Raw genomic sequence first — 20,758 nt, 5'->3', positions numbered from 1 at the left:
TGCCCGCCCGGAGTCCACAACATGTTCGACTTCTGCCCCGGCGACTGCATGGAGCCGGTCGACGAGGAGGCCGAACTCTTCGAGGAGCTGTGGTCGATGGAGTACCGCATTTGCGGCGATCAGTCGAAGGCGAAGGCGTATGCCCGCAACTTCCTCGACCGCCACGCACACGTCCTGGCGGAGAAGATCCGCAACTCCGACCGGCTCCGCGACTACACCGACGATCACATGGGCGACTGCAACATGGCGGCCGACGAGATTGACCCGGAGGTGCCCTGATGCATTCCCGAGGAGGAACGTGCCCGCGCTGCAAGGGCTACACGGGCCTCAGCGTGCGCGGTGGTGACGACCCGAAGATGTATCAGCACCGGACACCGGAGCCGTTCCGTCGTCGGTGCTCCGCTGGCGGAATCACCCTGAGCGAAGCGCGCGCCGGATGGACGGCGCTAGGGCTCCGCACTTACCGCTGGCTGCTCGCCAACAAGCCCGACGAGGCCGACGCCTACCGCGCGGCACGGATCAAGACGGAGGAGAGCCAGTGAAGTACATCGATCGATCCGGCGACACCTGGGAAGACTCGACGAGCGGCACGGTCCGAATCGTCGTCATGGGCGGGAACCCCGTCACACAGGCGGAGTCCTGGCCCCGTGAGATCGCGGAAGAGAAGTGGGGTCCCTTCCGGCCCGTCACCGCCGGAGAGCCACAGGACGATGCCTGTGACGAGCTTCCGCGAGTCACTGACGTTATGGACCGGGCGACCGTCTTCCAGTCCGCTCACGCCCTCGTGGCGGGCCTGGAGTGGGGCGAGGAGAAGCCGTCCGTCTACGACGTGCTTCAGGTCGCGAAGTGGCTGGAGGGAGACGCGTGAACACCGGAGAGTGCGACTGTGGGGCGTACGCCGTGCGGTGCCCCATCTGCCACGGAGGTACCCAATGAGCATGGCCCAACTCGTAGCCGCTGGCGCCCCGGAGCTGCCGGAGGGGTGGTTCTACCGGGTGCGCTCGACGAACATCCGCGCTTTGAAGGTGGAGATCCGCGAACAGCGGCGCTTCCGCTCGCGGCTCGTGGCCGACACGTGGGTGTTCGAAAGGCCGGAGGAGTCGGCGGAGGAGTCCATCGTCGCGGCGTGCGCTCGGGCGTTCAAGGGGTGGCAGGAGGCCGACGCACGGCGTGCGGCGTACCTGGCCACCACGGCGTACATCGGAGACCACGATCCGAAGGGTGGGCGGAAGTGAGCGACGTGAAGACCGACGCGCGCGGCGTCGAGATCGTGGAAGGGGCGTCGTGCGTCTACGGCGCCCCAGTGGGCCGCTCCATCGCGCTCGTGGAGGGCGTCATCGACGGCTTCACTCCTTCGGGGCGGGTGTGGGTGCGCATTGTCCGGCGTGCATACGGAGGCGGCTGGAGCGATTCGAAGGAGCGCGTCCACGTCGGGGCGGACCGGCTCGTCATCGTGGACGCCCTACCGGAGAGCAGCCACCCGACGGATGCGGAGAGGCAGGTACAGCGACGCCGGGAGCGTATCGCCACCTATCGGCAGCGCATAGCGGAGCTGGAGGCCGGCGGGGAGGCCCGCGGCTGGGAGTCGCCGGAGGACGCACTGAAGCACTACCGCAAGTGGCTGGCACAGGAGGAGGCGAAGTGCGCGACGCACGAACCGAAGCAGTGAGGGCGGAGGCTGTCGGGACACTCGCCGCGTGGATCAACGGCTACAGCGTGCCCGACGAGGGGCCCCAACTCCGCTTCCGCCTCGTCACCGCTGACGACGATCACGTGCACGTGCGCGTCGAGGAGTGCGACCCGTTCCCGACCAATCCGCGGGAGTACCGCGTGACTGTCAAGGTGGAGGCGCTGTGACTGCCCAACTCATTCGCCCGGCGACGTACCTGGTGTTCGCAGTCGGACCGTTCATGCACCGCGTGGACATCACGACGAAGGACATCGGCGCCACCATCGGGACGGAGCTGTCGTATGCCGGCGTGAACGGGCTGGGGTCGAGCCGCGTCCCCCTCGTCTCGTACCGACCCGGGACGCGCTACCACGACCGGGCGGAGGAGTGCGCCGCCGAGCACCTGACGACTGCCCTGGGGCGCGTCCAACTGTCGACCCGCGTTGACGCCACAGACGTGACGACTCTTGCCCTCTGTCTGGCCGAAGTCGTGCAGGAGGACGGCTGTCGACTGTGGGATCCCAGTGCAAAGGATGGTGACTCATGGTGACGCCCCTGCCCGGCGACTTCGCCCTGACCCGCGTCCACGGACTCACGGGCGCCTTCATCCGCGCCGGCCAGCGCCTCATAGGAGACGGCGCTCCCGTCCAGCACGCCTACGTGTACGCAGGGGGCGGCTACGTTGTTCAGGCCATGCCCGGAGGGGCGGAGCTGATTCCCCTGGAGGACGCGGCAGAGCCGGTCATCTGGTCGACGGGGAAGATCCCGGTAACCGACGAGCAGCGAATGCAGATCTGCTACGAGGCGCGGGAACTCGTCGGGACGCCGTACAGCTTCCTCGACTACGCCTCCATCGCGCTCGCGCACTACAAGATCCGCCCGCGTTGGGTGCGGAACTACGTGGCGTCGACAGGGCACATGATCTGTTCTCAGCTCGTCGACGAGGTGTACCGGCGGTCGGGTGTCGACCTGTTCCCCGATGGCCGCATTCCGGGGGATGTGACGCCGGGAGATCTGTGGTGGCTGTTGAACATGAAGCGTGTGTCATCGACGGACCGAGACCTGTGGAGGTTGGCGCGTGGCTGAGCAGTGCTTGACACCCGACTACGACGAGGGTCCGTGTCACTGCGACTACTGCGACCCGGGACGGCTGAGGGACGACCGCATCGAGACGTACTGCCAAGGCTGGGGTGCGCGCGAGATGGCGGAGCGCATCGTCGAGCTGGAGGACGAGATCGGCGCGGACGTCGACGGTGTGTGCACCGGTATGCATGCCGACGTGGCGGAGGCTCAGGCGGAGGTGGAGCGGCTGAAGGACCGCCTGCGTTACGAGCACAACCGCGCGAACTCCGCCATCGACCGCGAGGAGACGGCGGAGAAGGCTGTGGAGGAGCTTCAAGAGGAGCTTTCCAGGCTCGTCGACCACACCGAGGCTTCGTGCGTAGTTGTGGCCGACAGGGACCGGTATAAGGCGGCATGGCAGTCCGCCCGACGTCGAGCCTCCCGTGCCATGGGCGCGTGGCGTTTCCAGCAGCGGACGATCGAGTCTCTGAAGACTTGGCGTCGCAAGGACGAGGCCGTAATCCGCGAACTCGTCGTAGGCGTCGCTGAGCGAAGCTCCCACCTGAACCGCTACCGCCTGGCCTGGCTCTCCGCCCGCCGGCGTGCCGCGGACGAAGCCAACTTCGGCATGGAGGCGCTGGCACTGCGCGACTCAGAAATCCGCCGTCTGCGCGCGAAGCTGGGCGAGGCTCCGTAAGACGACTCACGGACCTCGAACTCCAGCGTCACATCCGGCCGCCGTTCCCCCATAACCAAGGTGTAAGGCCGGGCGCACCGGCCGCACACCGACACGTACACGCCCTCCGCGAAAGGCACTCACACATGGCTAACAACCTCCGCAACATCTGGGACGCCGACCCCGACGCCGCTCCGAAGGAGCGCCCGTCCTTCTCCGACGACATCGTCGGCCGCTTCCGCTCCGGGCGCCTCGTCAAGTCCGGCCGCACGGAGACGCCGGAGTCGCTGAATGAGTGGCGCGTCACGACCGGTGACCCCACCGTTGCCGCGAAGATCGCGGAACTGTTCGGCGGTGAGGTCGAGGAGTGGGAGACGGACAAGGAGGACAACCTCCAGATCCTCACCTCCGCCAAGACCGCGCACATCATCATCGAGCCGGACGGTGTCGACGCCTCGTTCAAGCAGTTCGTTCCCGGCGCCGGCCTGACGCACCACTGCGACGGCTTCACCTACCTCTCCCCGGACGAGGACAAGGGCCAGACCTGCGGCTGCCCGTCGCTGGTGGCGGAGCGCAAGCTGAGGGCGACGCAGATGCGCGGCCCGAAGCCCAGCGTCGACGTCACGTTCCGGCTCGCCGACGCCCCCGACCTGGGCAAGTTCCGCTTCAACAGCGGCTCGTGGAAGCTCGTCGAAGCACTCGGCCCGCTGTTCGCCGACCTGGACAAGTACGGCAACGCCGGCGACGAGGAGAACGGCGTCGATGGCGTTCCGGTCCGTGCCTCGCTGACCATCGAGAACGTGACCTACGTCCCGAAGAAGGGGCCGCGCGCCGGTCAGACGGTCAGCTACAACAAGCCGGTGATCAAGATCCTCGGGGCCTACGCGGAAGCCGCGGACCTGGCCGACGCTGCGTAAGGCACCCACGCGACACACACCGCAATACGCCCGCTCCCAATGATTCCGGCACTGGGAGCGGGCGTCTCTCACGATTCTACGCACACTGAGGAGAGAGATGCCCCATGCCGATTCTGGAACTCTGCGCCGGTTACGGCGGACTCGGAATCGCGGTTGAAGCCCTGACGGGCGACAAGGTCACAGTCGTTGCGGAAGTCCACGGCGCCGCCTGCAAGGTCATGGCGCACCGATTCCCCGACGCCCCGAACATCGGCGACGTGCGTTACCAGAACTGGGGCGCGCTGCTCGACGAGGACATCGACACGATCACGGCGGGCTTCCCCTGCCAGGACATTTCCAACGCCGGTCGACGGGAGGGAATCAAGGGTGAGCGCTCCGGCATCTGGTTCAACATCGCCGAAGGCATACGGGTTCTTCGACCGCGACACGTCTACCTGGAGAACGTGGGAGCACTCCGAAATCGGGGGCTCGACGCGGTCCTCACATCGCTTCACGAGATCGGGTATGACGCGGCGTGGACGTCTATCAGAGCTTCCGACATCGGGGCTCCGCACCATCGCGACCGCTGGTTCTGCGTCGCGACACCTTCCGACGGTAACTGAGGCGGACGCGCGACGCGGCCCCGACTTCGCGAAGAAGGATCGAGACGGATCCGGCGGTGACGACCTCGTCACGGCTCTGGCCCGCCTCTTCCCGCGGGAGAAGGCGGAGAAGCTGTTCAAGACGCCGACGGCGAACCTGGCATCGAACGGCAGCGCGCAGCACCCGGACAAACGCAAGGCCGGCGGTCACGGTCCGACGCTGGAGGACGAGGTTGTGTTCCTCCTTAACGTCGACCCCGACGACGTGGCGGATGACGGCCCGCACACTCCCGCTGAGTGGTGGGGTGAGTTCGCCAAGTGCGTGTACCGGTGGGAAGTCTTCATGGGACGCCAGGCACCCGTACCGCTCATGCGCGGGCCGCGGGGCGGGCTGAAGCTCGCCCCGAAGTTCGCGGAATGGATGATGGGCCTCCCGGACGGGTGGGTCACCGACGTTCCTGGGCTCACACGTGAGGAGCAGATCGGCCGTATCGGTAACGGCGTCTGCCCTCAGCAAGCGTTCGAGGCCTTCCGCTTCCTCCAGGAGCAGTTGCAGGAGGCAGCCACGAAGGGTGCGGACGTTGCCGATTCTTGAGCTTTGCGCGGGCTATGGCGGGATCGGAATGGCGGTGGAGGCGTTGACGGGCGACCGCGTGACTCACGTTGCGGAGGTCGACCCGTCAGCGTCGAAGGTGCTCGCAATCAGGTACCCCGATGCGCCGAACATCGGCGATATCACCGCCTACGACTGGTCGAAACTCGTCGGTCTGGTCGACACCATAACCGCCGGCTGGCCATGTCAGGGAATCAGTGAAGCCGGGCACAGGAGGGGGCTGGACGATGAGCGTTCCGGGATCTGGCACAACGTCGCGGAAGCTATTGGCGTACTACGACCGCGAGTCATCTTCCTGGAGAACGTCCGATCGGTGCTCCGGCGAGGCGGCCCGCGAGTCGTTGCGGACCTTGCCCGCCTCGGGTACCGCCTTCGATGGACGACTCTTCGAGCATCCAACGTCGGCGCGCCACACCATCGCGACAGGTGGTTCCTCGTCGCCCTGCGTGCCGACGCCGCGGGCTACGGATGGTCCCAAAGGCGGTCCGAACCAGCGCGGTTCGAGCGGAGATCTGATGATCCCGTCGCTCACAGTCCGGCTGCATGGTGGGTCAGCGAGGACGGGACTGACTACGGCCCCGGAATCCGGCGTTGGGAGCGGATCCTAGGGCGTCCCGCGCCGTACCCCACGTCACCCCGGAAGAGGGGGACGGAGTGGAGAGCCTCCCCCCGCTATTCGGAATGGCTGATGGGCCTTCCTGACGGGTGGGTCACGGATGTGCCCGGACTGACGGAATCCCAGCAACTGGAGCGACTGGGTGGGGGCGTCGTCCCTCAGCAGGCCTACGCAGCCTTCAAGTGGCTGACAGCACACGAATCATTCACGGAGGAGAGACATGGCTAAGGCAAAACTGACCGACTTCACAGGCGCCGAAATCCGCCCCGGGGTCGTGATCGCCTACCCCAGCCGCCAGGGGAACCGGGTCCGCAACTCGGAGGCCGTCGTCCTGGAGACGATGTCCGACCGCTCCACGGGCCGCGTCGTCCCGATGCTGAAGGTTCGCCCGACGGGCCGCGACTCGGGGTTCATCGCGCGTAAGACACTCGCGGTCCAGAAGGTCAGCGCGGAGCACGTCGTCGTTATCGCGGACACCAAGGGGGAGGGCAAGTGACGGAGACGTTCGAGGTCGGGCAGAAGGTCCGCATCCATGGTGACGTGGAGGCAGAGGTCACCTACGGCCCCTTCCGCAGCACCTACGGCACCTACACGGGCTATGTCGTCCGCATTGGCGAGATGGAGCGCCTGGCGCGCGAGGGCGACCTCACCGCCATCCCCGAGGCACCGAAGTTCTCCGTCGGTGACAAGGTGGCCGTCCACGGTCGCCCGGAGGGAACCCTCGTCGCCGGCCCTTACACGGGGCACTTCGACGACGTGGCGTTCTGGGTGGTCGAGCACAGCAACGGCGGGCACACGACCCCGTCGGAGGGTGTCCTGAGCAAGGTCGTCGAGCGCGTCACCGACGAGGACGTCTACGAGTACGGCGGCGTGATCTACGACCTGGCGGCGAAGTACCGGGATCAGGATGGCGACGTGTGGCGCTTCGAGCGTCAGAGCAACGGCAAGATCCGCGGCACCTACTTCAGCCGGGACGTCAGCCAGTACGACGACGAGCTGAGCTTCGTGGTCGCTGAGTACGGCCCTCTGACCAAGATCTGACGCACCCCCTCAGCCCCCGGCGCCCACGTGGCCCGGGGGCTTTGGGCGTAGGAGCACACCCCGAGTGAAGGAGAAAAAGAGCATGGCGAAGGTGATCAGCAGTAGCGGGCTCACGGTAGAGCTGAGCGCGCGGGAGGTGGACCTCGTCCGCCAGGCGCTCCGGTTTGCCGTGGACAGCTACGGACCATGGGACAGCTACGACGACTCGGAGGCGAACGCACTGGAGCGCGTGCTCGCGCAGGGCACGAATTGACCGGCGCCCTCCACGTCATCGACGACGCCAACGCTCCCGCACTGGGCGACATCCGCGCGGCCGGCGACGGCGACCTGATCTACATTCGCCCCGCAGCGACGACGCGGAAGGACTTCCCGAAGTACTGGGAGGCCGCGGGAGTGGCGCTGGCGAAGGGCGCGCAGGTGGTTGTGATGCGACGAGAGGAGAACTGATGAGCGTCTTCGACGGCTCCGTCTACCGCATCCGTGCCCGCTTCGACGACGACCCGGCCATGGGCGTCGTCACTGTCCACACCGACAACCCGCGGGCGTACTTCGATGGTCTGGAGCGTGCGGGGATGGCTCCGTCAGCCGCGCGCGTCCATCTGCTGAAGTACGTGATCGTCGATACGGACATGAACTTCGGCGAGCTGGAGGACGAGGACTAATGGCCCGCCAGATGGTCGGGGACGGCGATGACGTCTACCGGCTCCGCGTGGAGCTGCGCAGCCCCGATTACAAGGGGGAGACCGTTCACTTCTTCGGCCCGTTCAACAGTATCGGCGCGGCCCGTGCTCGCCGAACGGTGTACCAGAAGGCGGTATGGGTCAAGTCGGCGCAAATCCAGAGCGCGCATACGGTCTGGAGCGACGTTCAGTGATCCGCGAGCCCAACACCGTCGTCGTCCACGCCCTCCCCGACGCGGAGCCCGTGGAGTTCGACTGGTCACCGTGCGTCTATGCCTCATGGATCACGCCGGAACTGATGCGAGAGACGGAGGACGGATGAGCAACATGGAGGTGCAGTGCGCGCCGCACGTCGAGAGGCTGGAGGCTGAGCCCTTCGCGACGATCATCCCGGACCGCCGGCCACCGGTTAAGTGTCACGCTGGGATCGGCCTAGCGAAGTTGGCCGTCGCCTACGAGACGCGGCGCGGAGCCCGCGGGGGCGAGATCTACGAGCGCACCGCCGACGGGTGGTCGCTGCTGTACCGCGTCGAGGCCGGAACGCCGGCGGAGGAGTTGCCGTGGAAGTCGTAACGGCGCTCACGCTCATCCCTGCCCTCGTCGCACTCGGCTCCATGATCTTTGGCCTTGTGTGGTGGGGCCTCAGCCGGGGTGGCGAGTAGGCCAGCGAACGAACCTCTGGCCATAAGGCGAAGGATCCGCCACACGGCGTAACCCGAAAACCTGTTCAGTCGTTGTCTAATGCATATGCCACCTCCCACACGGTGCGCACGAAGGGCAGCGACATGAGCAACGGGGACCGGAAGCCGATGCAGCGCGGCGGGACGACGGCGCCGAAGGGCCGCCTGACGTACGGCAATCAGTCCTGGGTGGTCGAGTCGGAGCCGGAGGTCGTGGAAGTTGAGAAGGGCCTGCGCCTCGTAGAGGTGTGGGTCACGGAGGAGGGAGAGGACGGCGGCGAATCCAGCTAAGGCCAAGGGCACCGCGTGGGAAACCGCGTGGGTGACCTACATACGAGAGCACCACAATCCGGGCGCCCATCGCAACGTGCAGATGGGCGCCCGCGACATAGGTGACGTCAGCGGCTACTACCTCCACGCCGCGGAGCTGAAGGCGGAGAAGGCGATCACTCTCGCCGACTACATCGCACAGGCGAACCGGGAGCGGGTTCACGCCGGCGAGCCGTTCGCGTGCGCGGTGATCAAGCGGCGGATGAAGGGCGTCAAGGACGGCTACGTCGTGCGCGACGTCGAGACGGACTGCCGCCTCATGAACCGACTCCGGGACATGGAGGCGGCGCTCCAGGACGCGGACTTCGACCGCTGGTTCGACATCGACGAGGAACACAGGAGGGCGGCAGCGTGAAGCAGGCAGTCATCGAGTTCTCAGGGACAGTCACCGTCTACCCCGGAGAGGACTACGAAGGCGGAGAGATGTCCCTCGACGACGCGCGCGGGTGGCTGTCTACCGCCCTGTCGCGGGGCGACAAGCACGCATGGCAGTACCTGACGTCTGGCGGCGTCACGTCGGTCAGCTACGAGGAGTGCGACGAGGAGGAGTAACACCTCCGCGAGTCGTCTCACGGACCAACAAGGGGCGTCCTTCGGGACGCCCCTTCCGCATGCATGAAGAGGGGAGAGACCTTGCGACTGTCCGACATCCTGGGGCGGCTGGACGGCGTGGAGGAGGACCACGACGGACACCTTGCGCTCTGCCCCGCGCACAACGACCGGAACCACCCGTCGCTGAAGCTGACGCTGAAGGACGACGGGAAGCTCCTCCTCGTCTGCCGCACCGGTTGCCCGAAGGCTGACGTCCTGGAGAAGCTCCGCATGCGGGAGGCCGACCTCTTCGACGTCGTGAACGACTTGGGCGCGTCGACGATCAGCGCGAAGGCGCCGGAGGCCATCGGCCCGGGTGAGATCGCCGGCCTGAAGGTGTTCGTCGACGAGACGTCGGCCGCGCTTTCAGGGGATGACGCGGAGGCGGCCCGCAACTACCTCGTCGACCGGTTCGGCGTCACACCCGAGTTGGCGGAGGATCTGGGTGTCGGGTACGTGTCTTCCGGGCGTCGTCCTCAGCCGTGGCTCTCTCGCGGCTTCACCCGGTACCCGCGGGTCACGGTCCCGTTGTACGGCTTTGACGGTGTGGCCCGCGGGCTCCAGGGCCGCGACATATCGAAGAAGTGCCCAGCCCGTTGGGTCTCTCTGACCAACCTCGACGGGAGAACGTGGGCGAAGTGGGGACTTCTCCGCTCCGGTGCCGGCTACGACACCGTCCTCATCTGCGAGGGTCCGGGCGACGCTCTGACAGCCGTCGGTGCGGGCTACGACGCCGTGGCCATCCGCGGGGCGGGGCTCGCCCGTAACGCCGCTCTCGTCGCCGAACTCGCCGACGGCCTCCGGGACCTGGACGTCGTTATAGCCGGCGACCGTGACCGGGCGGGAGCGGGCTTCACCGACTCCCTGGCCGTCGCCCTGGTTCGTGCGGGCGTCATGGTGCGCCGTCTGGAGATCCCGCACGACGGGGACGACCTGACGGACTGGCGCGAGCGGGACCCAGAGTCCTTCCCGGGGCAGCTCCACGCGGCTGTGCGCTCTGCGGCCGTCGTCGAGCTGGAGGCTCCGGCCCCGGCTCCTGCGCCTTCGACGGAGGTCGACGTCCAGGACACGGACGCCGCCCTTCAGTCGATGTCTGCCTCCGCCCGCGAGATGTTCGACTCCACTGACGTGGGCCTGGCCGTGCGACTGCGCGACTACATGCGGCAGAGCGGCGGGGGAGTGCGATACGCCCGCGGGCTGGGCTTCCTCGTCTGGGACGGAACCATCTGGACTCCGAACCCGGATGCTGTCCGCGAGGCGCTGCACCGTATGGGTGCCGAGATGATCGCGGAGGGGAGTGACTGGGAGAGGAAGCTCGCTCTTAAGGCACTGACGAACAAGCACATCGACGGGATCCTGAAGGAGCTGCCGTCGGTGCCCGGAGTGCCAGCGAAGGCCGACGCGTTCGACGCGCACCCGGAACTCCTGTCGGTCGCCAACGGGACGATCAACCTCCGTACCGGAGCCATGCATCCGCACACTCCTGCGGACATGATCACGAAGCGGCTGGACGTCGTCTACGACCCGACGGCGCGGGCCGACCGGTGGGAACAGTTCCTCACGGAGATCTTCCCGAACCATCCGGAGCTGCCGGAGTACATGCGTCGGCTCGTCGGCTACGGGATCACGGGCAGTACGGGCGAGCAGTGCTTCGCCTTCCTCCACGGGGGCGGGGCGAACGGGAAGAGTGCCTTCCTCGACGCGATCCTGTACGTGTTCCGCGGGATCACGAAGTCGACGGAGTTCTCGACGTTCGAGCAGCGCACGGCCGTCGGCCAGGCATCGCCCGAACTTGCCTCGCTCCGCGGGGCGCGGCTGGTGACGGCGAGCGAGACGGAGAAGTACTCCCGTCTTGCGGAGGCGCTGGTCAAGCAGCTCACGGGAGGCGACCCGGTGACGTGCAGGTTTTTGAATCAAAATCCGTTCACCTACGTCCCGTCGTTCCTGCTCATGGTTGCTGGCAACTACAAGCCCGCGATCCTCTCGCAGGATCTCGGCGTCTGGCGACGGGTGAAGCTCGTCCCGTTCGAAGCGACGTTCCGCGGTGCTAAGGCGGACACGTCCCTCCCGGCGAAGCTCCGAGACGAGGCGGAGGGCATCCTCGCGTGGGCCGTTCGCGGCGCACAGGAGTGGTACGAGCACGGACTCCAGGAGCCGGCGTCCGTCCAGGCGGCGACGCAGGACTACCGCGAGTCGGAGGACCGGCTCCAGGAGTTCCTTACGGCGCGCTGCGTCCAGGAGCGGGGCGCTCGCGTCGCTCCCATGGCCATCCGTCGTGCCTACGCGGAGTGGGCGGAGGACGCGGGGCTGAGCCGGAAGGAGATCCTGTCCGGCTGGGCGCTGGGCGTGGAGCTGGAGAGCCGCGACTTCACCAAGAGCAAGCGGGGCGGTCGCTGGGGCTTTGAAGGCCTGCGGCTGAAGACCGACGAGGAGATTCAGGCGACGAACGCCGCAGAGCAGGAGCCGGCCGACGAGCCGGCGGACGGTGCAGACATCTTCGGACAGCAGAAGGAGGCAGCGTGACTGACATGCGGAACGCCTACGTCGTGACGTCGGGCGAGTACAGCGACTACCGGATCCGGGGTGTCTTCTTCGACGAACCGTCCGCCCGTCGCTACGCCGACAGCCTCCGGGACAGCGACATCGAGGTTGAGGAGTACCCGGCCCGCGGCCCGGAGTTCGTCCCTGGGAGGGACATCTCCTTGTGGACCCACATCGACGCACAGACGGGCGACGTAAAGCGCGAGTGGTCGTCCATATCTGACCGGGATGCGACGAGTCACGACGGGCAGTGCTCGACGAACGTCTACACGACCGGTATGACGCTGGGCACCGCGCTCCACTACACCGTCCACACGACAGCCGACGTCACACAGGAGGAGCGAGCCCGCAAGGCACATGCGGAGCGGGTCGCGAAGAAGCGCGCGGAGGTGATGGGGCTTTGAAGCACTACACCTTCCCGCTCCTGGGCCGCGAGTTCCCCGTCTCCGTCCCGGAGCGCCCCGACGAGCTGTCCGAGTTCATCGCGTGGGCCGCGCGGCAGACACAGCCCGTCGCCGTCGACACCGAGACGCACGGGCTGGAGATCCTGTCCGGCGATCCGGAGTACGTCCGCCTGGTCCAGTTCGGTACCGAGCATGAGGCATGGAACATCCCGACGGAGCTGGGGGAGCCGTTCAAGGAGGCCGCCCGGCAAGCGCTGCGGGTGCTCATTGCCGGCCCCGGCGTGACGGGCCACAACTACTGTGGCTTCGATGCCCCGGCGCTGCATGCCCACCTGGGGCTGACGTACGACGAGCTGTGCCGCAATGCCGTCGACACCATGCTCCTGTCGAAGCTCGTCGACCCGCGGTCCGTGCACGAAGGCGGTATTGGCTCCAGCCTGAAGCCCTTGTCCGACCACTACATCGACCCGACGGCCGCGGACACACAGGGCGACTTGACGGCCGTGTTCCGATCCCTGGGGCTGACGAAGGCCGTCGGCTTCAGCCGCATCGATCTCTGGCACCCGATCTATCAGTCGTATGCCGGAGGCGACGTCATCCTGACGGCCCGCCTCCGCCCCAAGCTGGAAGCCGAACTTCGCCGCTTCGGCGTCCCTCAGCGGCTCGTCGACTACGAACACGAAGTTGCCCGCATCTGCGGGCACATGCAGATCCGCGGCCTCCTGCTCGATCAGGACTACACGCGGCGCCTGGCCGACGAGCTGAGGGAGGAGGAAGAGGAGAACACGCGGATCGTCCGGTCCTACGGTGTCGAGAAGTTGGGCAGCCCGACGCAGATCGCAGAAGCCTTGACCGGCATGGGCGAGTCCTTGACGGAGCGCACGGCCGGCGGCGCCATCAAAGCGGACAAGGCCGTTCTGTGTGCACTTGCAGACACGGACCTCTACGGCAACCGTCTGCACGTCCGCACGCCCAACCCGCTTGCCGTGGCCGTCATCAAGGCGAAGCGGGCGGCGAAGTGGAGGAGCGCCTACGCGGACAACTTCCTTGCGACGGTTGACCGCAACGGACGCATCCATCCGGGCATCCGGACCATGCAGGCGCGCACGGGACGCATGTCCGTCACGAACCCCGCGGTGCAGACGCTCCCGTCGGGAGACTGGAAGATCCGCAGGGCGTTCCTCGCGGAGCCGGGGCACCGGATCATCAGCGTCGACTTCCAGGCCGTGGAGCTGCGCGTTCTGGCGGCCTTGGCCGGCGTGGTGAGGATGAAGGAGGCCATCAACGCCGGCCGCGATCTCCACAGCTTCACGGCCGAACTCGTCTTCGGCCCCGACTTCACCCCGAAGCATCGCAAGATCAGTAAGGCGATCGGCTTCGGCGTGGTGTACGGCGGCGGGGCCACGACGATTCAGCGCCAGACAGGCGCCCCGATGGAGGAGGTCAAGCGCGCCGTCGCTGCCTACCACCGGACCTATCCGGAGGTACGACGGGCAGCGAACCGCTGGCAGCGCGAGGCGTTTGCGAACGGCATGGTGACGACGTCGGTCACCGGGCGTCGGCTCCCCCTGGACCGTGACCGGACCTACGCCGTGACGAACTACCAGGTCCAGTCCGCGGCCCGCGACTGCCTGGGCCAGGCGCTCGTCAACATGGACACCGCGGGGCTCCTGCCGTATCTCCGGCTTCCGATCCATGACGAGGTCATCGCCTCCGCGCCGGCCGCCGAGGCGGAGGACATCGCACGAGAGATCGGTAAGTGCATGACGTTCGACCTGTTCGGCGTCCCCATCGAGTCCGACCCCGAAGTCGGGGGTCGGAGCTGGGGGAGCCTGTACCTCCCCGAAGAACAGCGCGCAGCGCACGACGAGTGGTACGCCACGGAACTGGCGGCAGCATGACCCCCGCCCGGCTCGCGCCCCCGACAAACAGGCGCACGACCGCAGTTGACCGCACGGTGGCGGGATCCCGCCCCTCTGCCGTGCGGTCCGTACCTCGACCCATGCGCACCACGCCCTCTCTACGATCGCCGGAACCACCCCTTCACCCGTCCCGTCGTGACGTTCTGCGACGGTGGGAGGAGCTGGATGAGTGGTCCTGCGCTTACTGTGACGCTGCGTTTGGCCAAACGGTTGTAGCGGAGGTGGACCACGTTCGTCCGCTTGCGGGGGGCGGCGTTCACGAGTGGTTCAACCTGGTGCTCGCGTGCGGGCTCTGCAACGGCATGAAGTCCGATCTCTCCGTCGCTGACTGGCTGTCAAAAACCACTGGTGAGAGCCTGACCGACGGGACGCAGGCCGCTACGTAGCGAGACGGAGGGGTCCCCTCCGGTCCTTCACGCGACATCCACAACATAACGAGTTCATAACGGCATTCTGTTGAACTCTGTTGTGTGTCGACCGACACAACCGCAGGTGAAGTGGGTCGACCGACACAAACAGGTTGCGCGCTCTGTTTGTGAAACACGGACACATCGCCACCAAACACCCGCTCAGTCAGGTGCATTCCGGCCGCATGTTCATTGCCCTGTGGAGATTACGTGACTTACAGTCCTGACCATGTCGCTGACGGACAGCGGATGATCGACCTTCTGGACATCCTTGATCAGGCTGCATCGGAAGTTCGGCAATACGTGACCGCCTACAGCGACGCAGTAACCGCGCCTGGCCGCCGACAGTCAGGGGTGGATGCGGACGGGGGCCGGCAAGCGACGCACGGACCGAACCGCCCAACGGAAGTGTGCGCGCTCGACGAGCGTCGTGCAGCCCTCCAAGCAGAACTGAAAACCGGCGCCCGATGGCTTCCGTACGCAGTAGCGGCGGTTCAGGGCGTCGCCGCATCCATGGACCGCGCCCTAGCCCGCTGGGAGGGCGAAGACGCGATCCTCCACCCATCCGGGGGTCATGTTGATCATCGTAACGGGGCCGCAGCGTAATGACGAAGAAGTCGGCCTCATCGCCGAGATAGCCGGCCTCCTCGACGGGGTCCCTGCCTACAGCGCCACCATTCAGTGGGCTACGGCGACCGCGCTGTACTACCTGGCGGGCTGGGAGAAGTGCCCAACTGCCGTGGCGGACATGATCATTGCCGAGACGATGGACCTGGTGATCTGCCCCGTGTCTGTCTGACCTCCGCAAAACGACTCACGGACCGATGCCCCCGTTCCTGCGAGGGACGGGGGCTTTTGTTTCCCCAAAACAGTGTGTGACCCAGGTCACTCAAATCCCCGCGTCACAACATCCTCCGATTCCCCCATCACCTAAGTACGCCAGACACTCACGAAGGAGCGGTCCATGAACCAGGTCGAGGTCAACGACGGGCAGATCAAGGCCGCGCAGGCGGGGGACAGCGACGCCATGTGGGCCATCGTGCAGTCCTTCGACGGCATGTTCCGCGGGATGATCCGCAGCGTCGCGCCGGGCGCCAGTGCGGACGACGCGGAGGACTACCTCCAGGAGGCCCGCGCGGTACTCATTCAGCACGTCCGCGACTACAACTCCGACTCGTCGTCGGCCAAGCTGTCGTCCTACGTCTACCGCGCCGCCCGCCGTGCGATAGCGGAGGCCGACGTGACGAACCGATCCCCGCTCACCATCGACCCGACGGCCGCGATCCGCGTGAAGCGCGCGCTCTGGGAGGCGGGCGGCAGCATCGACAGGGCATGGGAGACGTTCCGGGACGCGGAGCCGACCAAGCGCATGAGCCGGGAGCTGTTCCTCGCGATGGTCGAGGCGCTGGCGGGAGCGGATAGCTTCGACCGACCGATCCCCGGCAAGGGCTCGTCGACGAAGGACGAGGAGGTCACCCTCGCCGACGTCATCGCCGACCCCTCCACCGAGATCACCGACCCCATCGAGCGCCGCGACCTGGCCCGCTGGCTCATGACACAGATCCCGCAGCGCCAATCCCTCGCGCTCCGCTCCTTCTACGGCGTCGGCATGATGCGCCAGGAGGACGCGGCCGTCTGCGCCGACCTGGGCATCAACGGCGTCGCCCTGCGCCGGCTCCGCTCCCGCGGAGTCGTGAGCGCTCGCACCGTGGCCAGTACCCACGGTCTGGCTGCGTAAGACATTCGCTTCCCATCGATCTGGAGCACCGACCATGAACCGACTTCCTTCTCTCGACGACTACGACGTCCAGGGCGTGCGCCCCGACGAGGCCGCCCTCTGGGGCGACGACGTGCTGTACGCGGTCGAGGGCCGCAGCGACGCACCGACCTTCAACGGATTCATTGTCGAAGAGCTTTGACCCCACCTCCGTAAAACGACTCACGGAACCAGAAGTCACGCGAGGAGAGACATGACCGAGTACATCGCGCAGTGCCTTCACAGCGCCGACGAACCCGCGGCACTCCCGGAGATCGGTAGCCGCTTCCTGGTGACGAAGCACCAGCTGAACGGCGCTGCCGTCAGTGCGGGCGACGAGGTGGAGGTGTCGTCACACCACACCAACTACTTCGGAGCCAAGCACAACGGGACGACGTGGTACTTCCGTCCGGTGCACATCGGCAACGGCCTAGAGCCGGTCGTCGAATCCCTCGATGGTGCGCCGGCCCCCGCGTCCGTCAAGCTCGACGAGCCGGTACAGACTGCGACCCGCTCCATCTTCGCCGCTCACGTCACCGAGGCGAAGCGGCTCCTGGCCGGCACCGACCACACGGGTGCCGACGTGATCCGGCTCGCCGAGATCCTGGCACAGCAGTAGTTCCGTAAGACGACTTACGGAACCTCTCCAAAGGGTGTTGTGTCGGCCGACACAACTGTGTCATAGTCGTCGTATCGCAAGGCACTAGCGAAGCGGGGCGCCTCTCACGGGGCGCCCCAGGGGAGGGGACGAGATGAGCCTGACGACGATGAAGCGGACGCTCCTTCGCACGCACCGGTACGGCGCGGTGCTCCAGGCGGACATGAAGCGCAGGTTCGGTGCGGAGCGCAACGTCCGCAGCCCGCAGGGCCGGGAGCTGCTCGCGTCGAACATGGTCTATCGCAAGCATCACGCGTAGCCGAAACGCCCTCCGGGGCGTCCGCGGGAGGTGGCCTACCCGCGCTGAGGAGGCAGGCCGTAGGAGGAGAGACATGGACTGGCACCGCGAAGGACTCGCTAACCCTGCACGGCCGAATCTGTACATGGTGTCGCGCACTGGCCTGCTGCACATCCGTGCAGCCTTCGGCGTAGTCGAAGAGGACGGAAGGTCTAACACCGTAGCCGAATGCGGCGCAAACATGCCGAGCGTCTACGTCACGCCAGTAATCCCCGCTGAGGGACGTCCGCTGTGCAAGCGATGCATCAAGACTCAGTGCTGATCTGGACACGCCCCGTCTAGGCATCGCCCACTCACCCGGCACCCCCAGCGCCGGCGGGCGCGCGGTTCGAATCCGCGGCGGGGCACGTCTGACCGACACCTACCAGGGGAGCGAAATGACCTCATACCTGAGGAGCTGTGCCGGGTGCGGAAGCTCCTTCGCGACGGGCGACGGAGCTTCCGAGTCCTACTTCTGCCGGAAGTGCCACGCCGCCAACGTCGAGCGGTTCGCGCCGAAGGTGAACAGCGTGGTCGAGTTGCTGAGTCAGCCACGGAGCCGCTACGTCGTCCTCTCGGTCGACAACGGGGAGTTCACCCTCCGGCGGCTGGGCTTCCCGGAGAGCCCGACCATATCGGTGCGCGAAGCGCACTTGAACCCTGCCGTTTGCCGGTGACGAGGAGGCACCATGCACCGCACCCCCAACGACGCCGCCCTCCGCTTTGCCATCGACGACGTCGTCCACGTCCGCGACGACGTCGCCGGCCACGCTGGGACACAGTCGGCGTCGTCACCCAGCTCTTCCCCGACTCCCCGCACCCCTACGGCGTCGACATCCCGGCGCAGTTCGCCTACGCACGGTTCGCAGCCGGCGAGGTGCGGGATCCGGAGGACGAGTAGCGCCCGTCACTTACGGCGCCACCTGAACAGTGCGTCGAAGAGGTCGCGGAACATCGCCCCGACGGCGCGGATGATGTCAGGTCGCGCGACCTCCGACGTTCCTCGCACGGTGATGCGGAGGGCGACGACGGCGCCGGCCACGACGACGAAGACGATCAGCAGCAGCACGAAAACGGCGATGACCCAGACGGGGACGGTGTCGACGGACATAGCGCTCCTCTCGAAGTTGCTGCCTCCGAGAGGGCACCGCCCCGTCGGCGATGCACAACCTCAGCGAAGACAGGCACGTCTCTGCCTGAACACGGCGCCCGCTGAACCGTGCTCCGCCGAAGCGGATGTTCGCTGAGGTCGGGTATAACGCTCGACCTTCAGGTACTGCTAGCGGGCGGTGGGCCGACACCGAGTGCCGTTTCCCACCTCGCGGGGCCTTCAGAAGCCCCTCAGTCTCCGGGGTAACTAGCCCGGAAACCGTGACACCTATGCCAGGACAACGCCTTGGCGGCGGCGCCTTCCTTGTCGCGGAAAGACGTTACAACACACGCCCACGAAATCGCCAACTCGCAGCTCATTGAGGAGCTTTGCGCCCGGCCCAACACGAGTAACTGACGGAGCAGCCATGATCTACAAGCTTCCCGACGGAACGCGCGTCCGCACCACTCGGGACGGAGACGTCGTCGAGTTCGAGACCTACCGATTCACGCCGGAGAAGGAGACGCTGAGCGTCGAGCGGCTGGCCGGTGACGAGGCGGAGAAGCGCATCGCCGAGCTGTACGTTCTCGACGCCATCCGGTTCGCCGAGCAGTACGGAGGACGGCCGCCGACGACGAAGGCGACCGAACTCCACATCACCGCCCGCGAGATCCGACACGGCGACATCTTTCTCCTTCACGGCCATGTGCGGACGTCGCACGGCGGCGCCTGGCCCGCTCAATCCGGTCACGTGCATCTCCAGTTCGTCGGTGGCGGAGACGCCGTCCTCCCCGCGGACAAGCCCGTCACCGTCCGCAGGTGTACGGAATCGGACGCGGCATGACGTACCGCATCACCCTCCAGTGCGGCGCCGCCGGCGTCGTCGACGAGCTGTCCCGTCGCCGGCTCCTGCGCCAGGCGGAGGCTCGCGGGTGGGAGCGGACGCGGGTCCGCGGCGGGCATGTGGTGACGCTGCCGGGCGGGCGGATGGTGGCGCTGATCGCACAGGCTCCGTGAAACGACTTACGGAAGTTGAGTCGAGAGTGTTGTGTCGGCCGACACAACTGTGTCATAGTCTTAGTAACGCGAAGGACACACGGACCTTCGGCCAGGGAGGGGAAGACAATGAAGGCTCTGGATGACATCACGTGCACCGAGATCGATTTCCTCGTTGCCCGCGCTGACCTCGGCTTCGGCTACGACGAGCGCCCCATCGTCGCCGGTGAGCTGGGTGCCGGCATCTTCGCCCCGGTGGACGGGGAGCCGGAGCCGGAGGACGACACGGCACTGTTCGAGGCCAACGACAAGCCGGACTGGCTCCTCGAAGCCGGTTTCTGAGACCACGGCCCCCGCTCCGGCGGGGGCTTCACCAATCACTTACGGAGCCGACGTGGACAGCATCACAGCCCTGATAGTCCAGTGGGCCATCATCCGCGAGGAGCTGGGGGCTGCTGGACGGGACGAACACCCGAACATCACCGACCACCACGGGCGAGTGTGGACGTGGTGGAAGGGCGATCTCTACCGGCACTGCGGGATGGTGTGGCCCCGGTCCTTCGTCGAGGACGGTCGGCACAGCCTGCCGAGCGCGCAAGTCCTGGCAAACCCGAACTACCCACCCTTCTGCCCCACCTGCGCCCCGGCAGCCCGCCTTCCCTTGGCTGCGTGAAAGGAAAGACCATGGACAGCAATTCGGCGGCCCTAGAGGCGCACGACGCCTTCCGCGTCACCATCAGCGGAATCTGGTCGGAGGTCATCGCCGGCCGCATGTCAGACGATGACGGATGGGCCGCCGTCGGTGACGCCCTGACGGAACTGCGGGACGAGGTGGGGCAGTGACCATCTTCTCCGCGCTCGACGCCGTCCGTGTTGCTCAGTTCCTCGTCGACGAGGGGCGGGCCGACTCCGACGCCATCACGACGGCCGACATATACGCCGCCGCGAGCCGGATCGGGGTGCCCGCTCCGGACGAGGCCGGTGAGGACGCGGTTCGTATCGCCGTCGACGTTCATGACGAGGTGAACGCCCGCACCTGGCAGGCGGTAGCTACCGTCGACGGGCTAACGGTCTCCGACTGGGGTAAGGCGACGTGGGCTGACTCCCAGCTCTTCGCCGATGCCCTCCGCCGAGAGTACCCGGCGGCAAAGGTCAAGGTCGTTCCGTCGAAATACTGACCGGAGCCCAACGCGAGCCCCCGTCAATTCCGGTGACAGGGGCTCCGGTACGACAGCAACTCACGCAACACGC

At 66.8% G+C, this 20,758-nt stretch carries 41 protein-coding genes and 1 other RNA gene; 41 read left to right on the top strand and 1 reads right to left on the bottom strand.

The features are described from left to right. The first annotated feature begins 21 nt into the window (after positions 1-21). The 35 genes from AB0K92_RS16055 to AB0K92_RS15885 all read left to right on the top strand — a co-directional run bounded on the left by AB0K92_RS16055 (position 22) and on the right by AB0K92_RS15885 (position 18,098). The gene (locus AB0K92_RS16055) at positions 22-279 is read left to right on the top strand and encodes a hypothetical protein (RefSeq protein WP_365923231.1); all 258 of its coding nucleotides are present in this window, start codon (positions 22-24) and stop codon (positions 277-279) included. Then, positions 279-542, top strand: a complete 264-nt coding sequence (locus tag AB0K92_RS16050) for a hypothetical protein (RefSeq protein ID WP_365923229.1) — start codon at positions 279-281, stop codon at positions 540-542. The genes AB0K92_RS16055 and AB0K92_RS16050 overlap by 1 nt, the downstream gene beginning before the upstream one ends. Continuing rightward, positions 539-868 carry a hypothetical protein gene (locus tag AB0K92_RS16045; RefSeq protein WP_365923227.1) on the top strand — a complete coding sequence of 110 codons (330 nt, stop codon included), beginning with the start codon at positions 539-541 and terminating at the stop codon, positions 866-868. Before AB0K92_RS16050 ends, AB0K92_RS16045 begins: the two co-directional genes overlap by 4 nt. Before the next feature lie 70 nt (positions 869-938). Then, a complete protein-coding gene (locus AB0K92_RS16040; RefSeq protein WP_365923225.1) occupies positions 939-1,235 on the top strand; it encodes a hypothetical protein in 297 nt (98 codons plus the stop codon). After that, positions 1,232-1,669, top strand: coding sequence for a hypothetical protein (locus AB0K92_RS16035; RefSeq protein ID WP_365923223.1), 438 nt, complete (start codon positions 1,232-1,234; stop codon positions 1,667-1,669). Before AB0K92_RS16040 ends, AB0K92_RS16035 begins: the two co-directional genes overlap by 4 nt. Then, positions 1,642-1,857, top strand: a complete 216-nt coding sequence (locus AB0K92_RS16030; protein WP_365923221.1) for a hypothetical protein — start codon at positions 1,642-1,644, stop codon at positions 1,855-1,857. The genes AB0K92_RS16035 and AB0K92_RS16030 overlap by 28 nt, the downstream gene beginning before the upstream one ends. Beyond that, the gene (locus AB0K92_RS16025; RefSeq protein WP_365923219.1) at positions 1,854-2,219 is read left to right on the top strand and encodes a hypothetical protein; all 366 of its coding nucleotides are present in this window, start codon (positions 1,854-1,856) and stop codon (positions 2,217-2,219) included. Before AB0K92_RS16030 ends, AB0K92_RS16025 begins: the two co-directional genes overlap by 4 nt. Continuing rightward, the gene (locus AB0K92_RS16020) at positions 2,213-2,755 is read left to right on the top strand and encodes a hypothetical protein (RefSeq protein ID WP_365923217.1); all 543 of its coding nucleotides are present in this window, start codon (positions 2,213-2,215) and stop codon (positions 2,753-2,755) included. The genes AB0K92_RS16025 and AB0K92_RS16020 overlap by 7 nt, the downstream gene beginning before the upstream one ends. After that, positions 2,748-3,428: a hypothetical protein gene (locus tag AB0K92_RS16015; RefSeq protein WP_365923215.1), complete on the top strand. Its 681-nt coding sequence runs from the start codon at positions 2,748-2,750 to the stop codon at positions 3,426-3,428. Before AB0K92_RS16020 ends, AB0K92_RS16015 begins: the two co-directional genes overlap by 8 nt. 125 nt (positions 3,429-3,553) lie before the next feature. After that, positions 3,554-4,324: a hypothetical protein gene (locus tag AB0K92_RS16010; RefSeq protein WP_365923213.1), complete on the top strand. Its 771-nt coding sequence runs from the start codon at positions 3,554-3,556 to the stop codon at positions 4,322-4,324. Between the two features lie 104 nt (positions 4,325-4,428). Then, positions 4,429-4,926 carry a DNA cytosine methyltransferase gene (locus AB0K92_RS16005; RefSeq protein ID WP_365923211.1) on the top strand — a complete coding sequence of 166 codons (498 nt, stop codon included), beginning with the start codon at positions 4,429-4,431 and terminating at the stop codon, positions 4,924-4,926. Beyond that, positions 4,829-5,500, top strand: a complete 672-nt coding sequence (locus AB0K92_RS16000) for a hypothetical protein (protein ID WP_365923209.1) — start codon at positions 4,829-4,831, stop codon at positions 5,498-5,500. The genes AB0K92_RS16005 and AB0K92_RS16000 overlap by 98 nt, the downstream gene beginning before the upstream one ends. Then, positions 5,478-6,362, top strand: coding sequence for a DNA cytosine methyltransferase (locus AB0K92_RS15995; RefSeq protein WP_365923207.1), 885 nt, complete (start codon positions 5,478-5,480; stop codon positions 6,360-6,362). Before AB0K92_RS16000 ends, AB0K92_RS15995 begins: the two co-directional genes overlap by 23 nt. Continuing rightward, the gene (locus tag AB0K92_RS15990; RefSeq protein ID WP_365923205.1) at positions 6,355-6,630 is read left to right on the top strand and encodes a hypothetical protein; all 276 of its coding nucleotides are present in this window, start codon (positions 6,355-6,357) and stop codon (positions 6,628-6,630) included. Before AB0K92_RS15995 ends, AB0K92_RS15990 begins: the two co-directional genes overlap by 8 nt. Beyond that, positions 6,627-7,175, top strand: a complete 549-nt coding sequence (locus AB0K92_RS15985) for a phiSA1p31-related protein (protein ID WP_365923203.1) — start codon at positions 6,627-6,629, stop codon at positions 7,173-7,175. The genes AB0K92_RS15990 and AB0K92_RS15985 overlap by 4 nt, the downstream gene beginning before the upstream one ends. 82 nt (positions 7,176-7,257) lie before the next feature. Beyond that, complete coding sequence (locus tag AB0K92_RS15980) at positions 7,258-7,428, top strand: hypothetical protein (RefSeq protein WP_365923201.1); 171 nt, start codon at positions 7,258-7,260, stop codon at positions 7,426-7,428. Continuing rightward, complete coding sequence (locus AB0K92_RS15975; RefSeq protein WP_365923199.1) at positions 7,425-7,622, top strand: hypothetical protein; 198 nt, start codon at positions 7,425-7,427, stop codon at positions 7,620-7,622. Before AB0K92_RS15980 ends, AB0K92_RS15975 begins: the two co-directional genes overlap by 4 nt. Beyond that, positions 7,622-7,837 carry a hypothetical protein gene (locus AB0K92_RS15970; protein ID WP_365923197.1) on the top strand — a complete coding sequence of 72 codons (216 nt, stop codon included), beginning with the start codon at positions 7,622-7,624 and terminating at the stop codon, positions 7,835-7,837. Before AB0K92_RS15975 ends, AB0K92_RS15970 begins: the two co-directional genes overlap by 1 nt. Continuing rightward, complete coding sequence (locus tag AB0K92_RS15965; protein ID WP_365923195.1) at positions 7,837-8,049, top strand: hypothetical protein; 213 nt, start codon at positions 7,837-7,839, stop codon at positions 8,047-8,049. The genes AB0K92_RS15970 and AB0K92_RS15965 overlap by 1 nt, the downstream gene beginning before the upstream one ends. Then, positions 8,046-8,177: a hypothetical protein gene (locus AB0K92_RS15960; RefSeq protein WP_365923193.1), complete on the top strand. Its 132-nt coding sequence runs from the start codon at positions 8,046-8,048 to the stop codon at positions 8,175-8,177. Before AB0K92_RS15965 ends, AB0K92_RS15960 begins: the two co-directional genes overlap by 4 nt. Then, on the top strand, positions 8,174-8,428 hold the full coding sequence (locus AB0K92_RS15955) for a hypothetical protein (protein ID WP_365923191.1): 255 nt from the start codon (positions 8,174-8,176) through the stop codon (positions 8,426-8,428). The genes AB0K92_RS15960 and AB0K92_RS15955 overlap by 4 nt, the downstream gene beginning before the upstream one ends. Before the next feature lie 212 nt (positions 8,429-8,640). Then, the gene (locus tag AB0K92_RS15950; RefSeq protein WP_365923189.1) at positions 8,641-8,826 is read left to right on the top strand and encodes a hypothetical protein; all 186 of its coding nucleotides are present in this window, start codon (positions 8,641-8,643) and stop codon (positions 8,824-8,826) included. Positions 8,827-8,857: 31 nt separating this feature from the next. After that, positions 8,858-9,220, top strand: coding sequence for a hypothetical protein (locus tag AB0K92_RS15945; protein WP_365923187.1), 363 nt, complete (start codon positions 8,858-8,860; stop codon positions 9,218-9,220). Then, on the top strand, positions 9,217-9,417 hold the full coding sequence (locus AB0K92_RS15940) for a hypothetical protein (protein ID WP_365923185.1): 201 nt from the start codon (positions 9,217-9,219) through the stop codon (positions 9,415-9,417). Before AB0K92_RS15945 ends, AB0K92_RS15940 begins: the two co-directional genes overlap by 4 nt. An 81-nt stretch (positions 9,418-9,498) precedes the next feature. After that, on the top strand, positions 9,499-11,979 hold the full coding sequence (locus AB0K92_RS15935; protein ID WP_365923183.1) for a phage/plasmid primase, P4 family: 2,481 nt from the start codon (positions 9,499-9,501) through the stop codon (positions 11,977-11,979). Continuing rightward, positions 11,976-12,401, top strand: a complete 426-nt coding sequence (locus tag AB0K92_RS15930) for a hypothetical protein (protein WP_365923181.1) — start codon at positions 11,976-11,978, stop codon at positions 12,399-12,401. Before AB0K92_RS15935 ends, AB0K92_RS15930 begins: the two co-directional genes overlap by 4 nt. After that, positions 12,398-14,302, top strand: coding sequence for a DNA polymerase (locus tag AB0K92_RS15925; protein ID WP_365923179.1), 1,905 nt, complete (start codon positions 12,398-12,400; stop codon positions 14,300-14,302). The genes AB0K92_RS15930 and AB0K92_RS15925 overlap by 4 nt, the downstream gene beginning before the upstream one ends. Next, the gene (locus tag AB0K92_RS15920; protein ID WP_365923177.1) at positions 14,299-14,709 is read left to right on the top strand and encodes an HNH endonuclease signature motif containing protein; all 411 of its coding nucleotides are present in this window, start codon (positions 14,299-14,301) and stop codon (positions 14,707-14,709) included. The genes AB0K92_RS15925 and AB0K92_RS15920 overlap by 4 nt, the downstream gene beginning before the upstream one ends. A 595-nt stretch (positions 14,710-15,304) precedes the next feature. Further along, a complete protein-coding gene (locus tag AB0K92_RS15915) occupies positions 15,305-15,529 on the top strand; it encodes a hypothetical protein (RefSeq protein ID WP_365923175.1) in 225 nt (74 codons plus the stop codon). Positions 15,530-15,694: 165 nt separating this feature from the next. Then, on the top strand, positions 15,695-16,468 hold the full coding sequence (locus AB0K92_RS15910) for a hypothetical protein (RefSeq protein WP_365923173.1): 774 nt from the start codon (positions 15,695-15,697) through the stop codon (positions 16,466-16,468). Positions 16,469-16,502: 34 nt separating this feature from the next. Beyond that, positions 16,503-16,649, top strand: a complete 147-nt coding sequence (locus AB0K92_RS15905) for a hypothetical protein (protein ID WP_365923171.1) — start codon at positions 16,503-16,505, stop codon at positions 16,647-16,649. A 51-nt stretch (positions 16,650-16,700) separates the two neighbouring features. Continuing rightward, positions 16,701-17,105, top strand: a complete 405-nt coding sequence (locus tag AB0K92_RS15900; protein WP_365923169.1) for a hypothetical protein — start codon at positions 16,701-16,703, stop codon at positions 17,103-17,105. A gap of 133 nt (positions 17,106-17,238) precedes the next feature. Continuing rightward, positions 17,239-17,403: a hypothetical protein gene (locus AB0K92_RS15895; protein WP_365923167.1), complete on the top strand. Its 165-nt coding sequence runs from the start codon at positions 17,239-17,241 to the stop codon at positions 17,401-17,403. Then, an RNA gene (locus tag AB0K92_RS15890) (hammerhead ribozyme type II) lies at positions 17,402-17,465 on the top strand. The genes AB0K92_RS15895 and AB0K92_RS15890 overlap by 2 nt, the downstream gene beginning before the upstream one ends. A 354-nt stretch (positions 17,466-17,819) precedes the next feature. Then, positions 17,820-18,098 (top strand): hypothetical protein, encoded by a 279-nt coding sequence (locus AB0K92_RS15885; RefSeq protein ID WP_365923165.1) that lies wholly within the window; start codon positions 17,820-17,822, stop codon positions 18,096-18,098. Positions 18,099-18,328: 230 nt separating this feature from the next. Here AB0K92_RS15885 and AB0K92_RS15880 read toward each other — a convergent pair whose 3' ends face one another. Next, positions 18,329-18,532, bottom strand: a complete 204-nt coding sequence (locus AB0K92_RS15880; protein WP_365923163.1) for a hypothetical protein — start codon at positions 18,530-18,532, stop codon at positions 18,329-18,331. Positions 18,533-18,938: 406 nt separating this feature from the next. On the opposite strand from AB0K92_RS15880, the gene AB0K92_RS15875 reads away from it, so the two are divergent. The 6 genes from AB0K92_RS15875 (at position 18,939) to AB0K92_RS15850 (ending at position 20,685) form a co-directional block, all read left to right on the top strand. After that, a complete protein-coding gene (locus tag AB0K92_RS15875) occupies positions 18,939-19,355 on the top strand; it encodes a hypothetical protein (RefSeq protein WP_365923161.1) in 417 nt (138 codons plus the stop codon). Beyond that, entirely contained in the window at positions 19,352-19,528 is a 177-nt protein-coding gene (locus AB0K92_RS15870) for a hypothetical protein (RefSeq protein ID WP_365923159.1), read from the top strand. Before AB0K92_RS15875 ends, AB0K92_RS15870 begins: the two co-directional genes overlap by 4 nt. 108 nt (positions 19,529-19,636) lie before the next feature. Further along, positions 19,637-19,849: a hypothetical protein gene (locus tag AB0K92_RS15865; protein ID WP_365923157.1), complete on the top strand. Its 213-nt coding sequence runs from the start codon at positions 19,637-19,639 to the stop codon at positions 19,847-19,849. A gap of 52 nt (positions 19,850-19,901) precedes the next feature. Beyond that, positions 19,902-20,180 carry a hypothetical protein gene (locus AB0K92_RS15860; protein ID WP_365923155.1) on the top strand — a complete coding sequence of 93 codons (279 nt, stop codon included), beginning with the start codon at positions 19,902-19,904 and terminating at the stop codon, positions 20,178-20,180. Positions 20,181-20,191: 11 nt separating this feature from the next. Next, positions 20,192-20,350: a hypothetical protein gene (locus AB0K92_RS15855; protein WP_365923153.1), complete on the top strand. Its 159-nt coding sequence runs from the start codon at positions 20,192-20,194 to the stop codon at positions 20,348-20,350. Next, a complete protein-coding gene (locus tag AB0K92_RS15850) occupies positions 20,347-20,685 on the top strand; it encodes a hypothetical protein (protein WP_365923151.1) in 339 nt (112 codons plus the stop codon). The genes AB0K92_RS15855 and AB0K92_RS15850 overlap by 4 nt, the downstream gene beginning before the upstream one ends. Positions 20,686-20,758: the final 73 nt, after the last annotated feature.

The organism is Streptomyces sp. NPDC052687, assembly GCF_040678395.1.
Classification (GTDB): domain Bacteria; phylum Actinomycetota; class Actinomycetes; order Streptomycetales; family Streptomycetaceae; genus Streptomyces.
Note: the sequence above shows the minus strand (reverse complement) of the source record. Positions and strands in the feature narration are given on the sequence as shown.

Bases quoted from the DNA above. Each gene is read 5' to 3' on its own strand.
- AB0K92_RS16000 (WP_365923209.1), top strand. From the start codon at position 4,829: ATGACGCGGCGTGGACGTCTATCAGAGCTTCCGACATCGGGGCTCCGC.
- AB0K92_RS15905 (WP_365923171.1), top strand. From the start codon at position 16,503: ATGAACCGACTTCCTTCTCTCGACGACTACGACGTCCAGGGCGTGCGC.
- AB0K92_RS15980 (WP_365923201.1), top strand. From the start codon at position 7,258: ATGGCGAAGGTGATCAGCAGTAGCGGGCTCACGGTAGAGCTGAGCGCG.
- AB0K92_RS15910 (WP_365923173.1), top strand. From the start codon at position 15,695: ATGAACCAGGTCGAGGTCAACGACGGGCAGATCAAGGCCGCGCAGGCG.
- AB0K92_RS15950 (WP_365923189.1), top strand. From the start codon at position 8,641: ATGAGCAACGGGGACCGGAAGCCGATGCAGCGCGGCGGGACGACGGCG.
- AB0K92_RS15885 (WP_365923165.1), top strand. From the start codon at position 17,820: ATGACCTCATACCTGAGGAGCTGTGCCGGGTGCGGAAGCTCCTTCGCG.
- AB0K92_RS15895 (WP_365923167.1), top strand. From the start codon at position 17,239: ATGAGCCTGACGACGATGAAGCGGACGCTCCTTCGCACGCACCGGTAC.
- AB0K92_RS15920 (WP_365923177.1), top strand. From the start codon at position 14,299: ATGACCCCCGCCCGGCTCGCGCCCCCGACAAACAGGCGCACGACCGCA.
- AB0K92_RS16020 (WP_365923217.1), top strand. From the start codon at position 2,213: ATGGTGACGCCCCTGCCCGGCGACTTCGCCCTGACCCGCGTCCACGGA.
- AB0K92_RS15875 (WP_365923161.1), top strand. From the start codon at position 18,939: ATGATCTACAAGCTTCCCGACGGAACGCGCGTCCGCACCACTCGGGAC.
- AB0K92_RS15880 (WP_365923163.1), bottom strand. From the start codon at position 18,532: ATGTCCGTCGACACCGTCCCCGTCTGGGTCATCGCCGTTTTCGTGCTG.
- AB0K92_RS16040 (WP_365923225.1), top strand. From the start codon at position 939: ATGGCCCAACTCGTAGCCGCTGGCGCCCCGGAGCTGCCGGAGGGGTGG.
- AB0K92_RS15900 (WP_365923169.1), top strand. From the start codon at position 16,701: ATGACCGAGTACATCGCGCAGTGCCTTCACAGCGCCGACGAACCCGCG.
- AB0K92_RS15965 (WP_365923195.1), top strand. From the start codon at position 7,837: ATGGCCCGCCAGATGGTCGGGGACGGCGATGACGTCTACCGGCTCCGC.
- AB0K92_RS16055 (WP_365923231.1), top strand. From the start codon at position 22: ATGTTCGACTTCTGCCCCGGCGACTGCATGGAGCCGGTCGACGAGGAG.
- AB0K92_RS15990 (WP_365923205.1), top strand. From the start codon at position 6,355: ATGGCTAAGGCAAAACTGACCGACTTCACAGGCGCCGAAATCCGCCCC.
- AB0K92_RS15865 (WP_365923157.1), top strand. From the start codon at position 19,637: ATGAAGGCTCTGGATGACATCACGTGCACCGAGATCGATTTCCTCGTT.
- AB0K92_RS15855 (WP_365923153.1), top strand. From the start codon at position 20,192: ATGGACAGCAATTCGGCGGCCCTAGAGGCGCACGACGCCTTCCGCGTC.
- AB0K92_RS16050 (WP_365923229.1), top strand. From the start codon at position 279: ATGCATTCCCGAGGAGGAACGTGCCCGCGCTGCAAGGGCTACACGGGC.
- AB0K92_RS15955 (WP_365923191.1), top strand. From the start codon at position 8,174: ATGAGCAACATGGAGGTGCAGTGCGCGCCGCACGTCGAGAGGCTGGAG.
- AB0K92_RS15870 (WP_365923159.1), top strand. From the start codon at position 19,352: ATGACGTACCGCATCACCCTCCAGTGCGGCGCCGCCGGCGTCGTCGAC.
- AB0K92_RS15915 (WP_365923175.1), top strand. From the start codon at position 15,305: ATGTTGATCATCGTAACGGGGCCGCAGCGTAATGACGAAGAAGTCGGC.
- AB0K92_RS16005 (WP_365923211.1), top strand. From the start codon at position 4,429: ATGCCGATTCTGGAACTCTGCGCCGGTTACGGCGGACTCGGAATCGCG.
- AB0K92_RS15970 (WP_365923197.1), top strand. From the start codon at position 7,622: ATGAGCGTCTTCGACGGCTCCGTCTACCGCATCCGTGCCCGCTTCGAC.
- AB0K92_RS16010 (WP_365923213.1), top strand. From the start codon at position 3,554: ATGGCTAACAACCTCCGCAACATCTGGGACGCCGACCCCGACGCCGCT.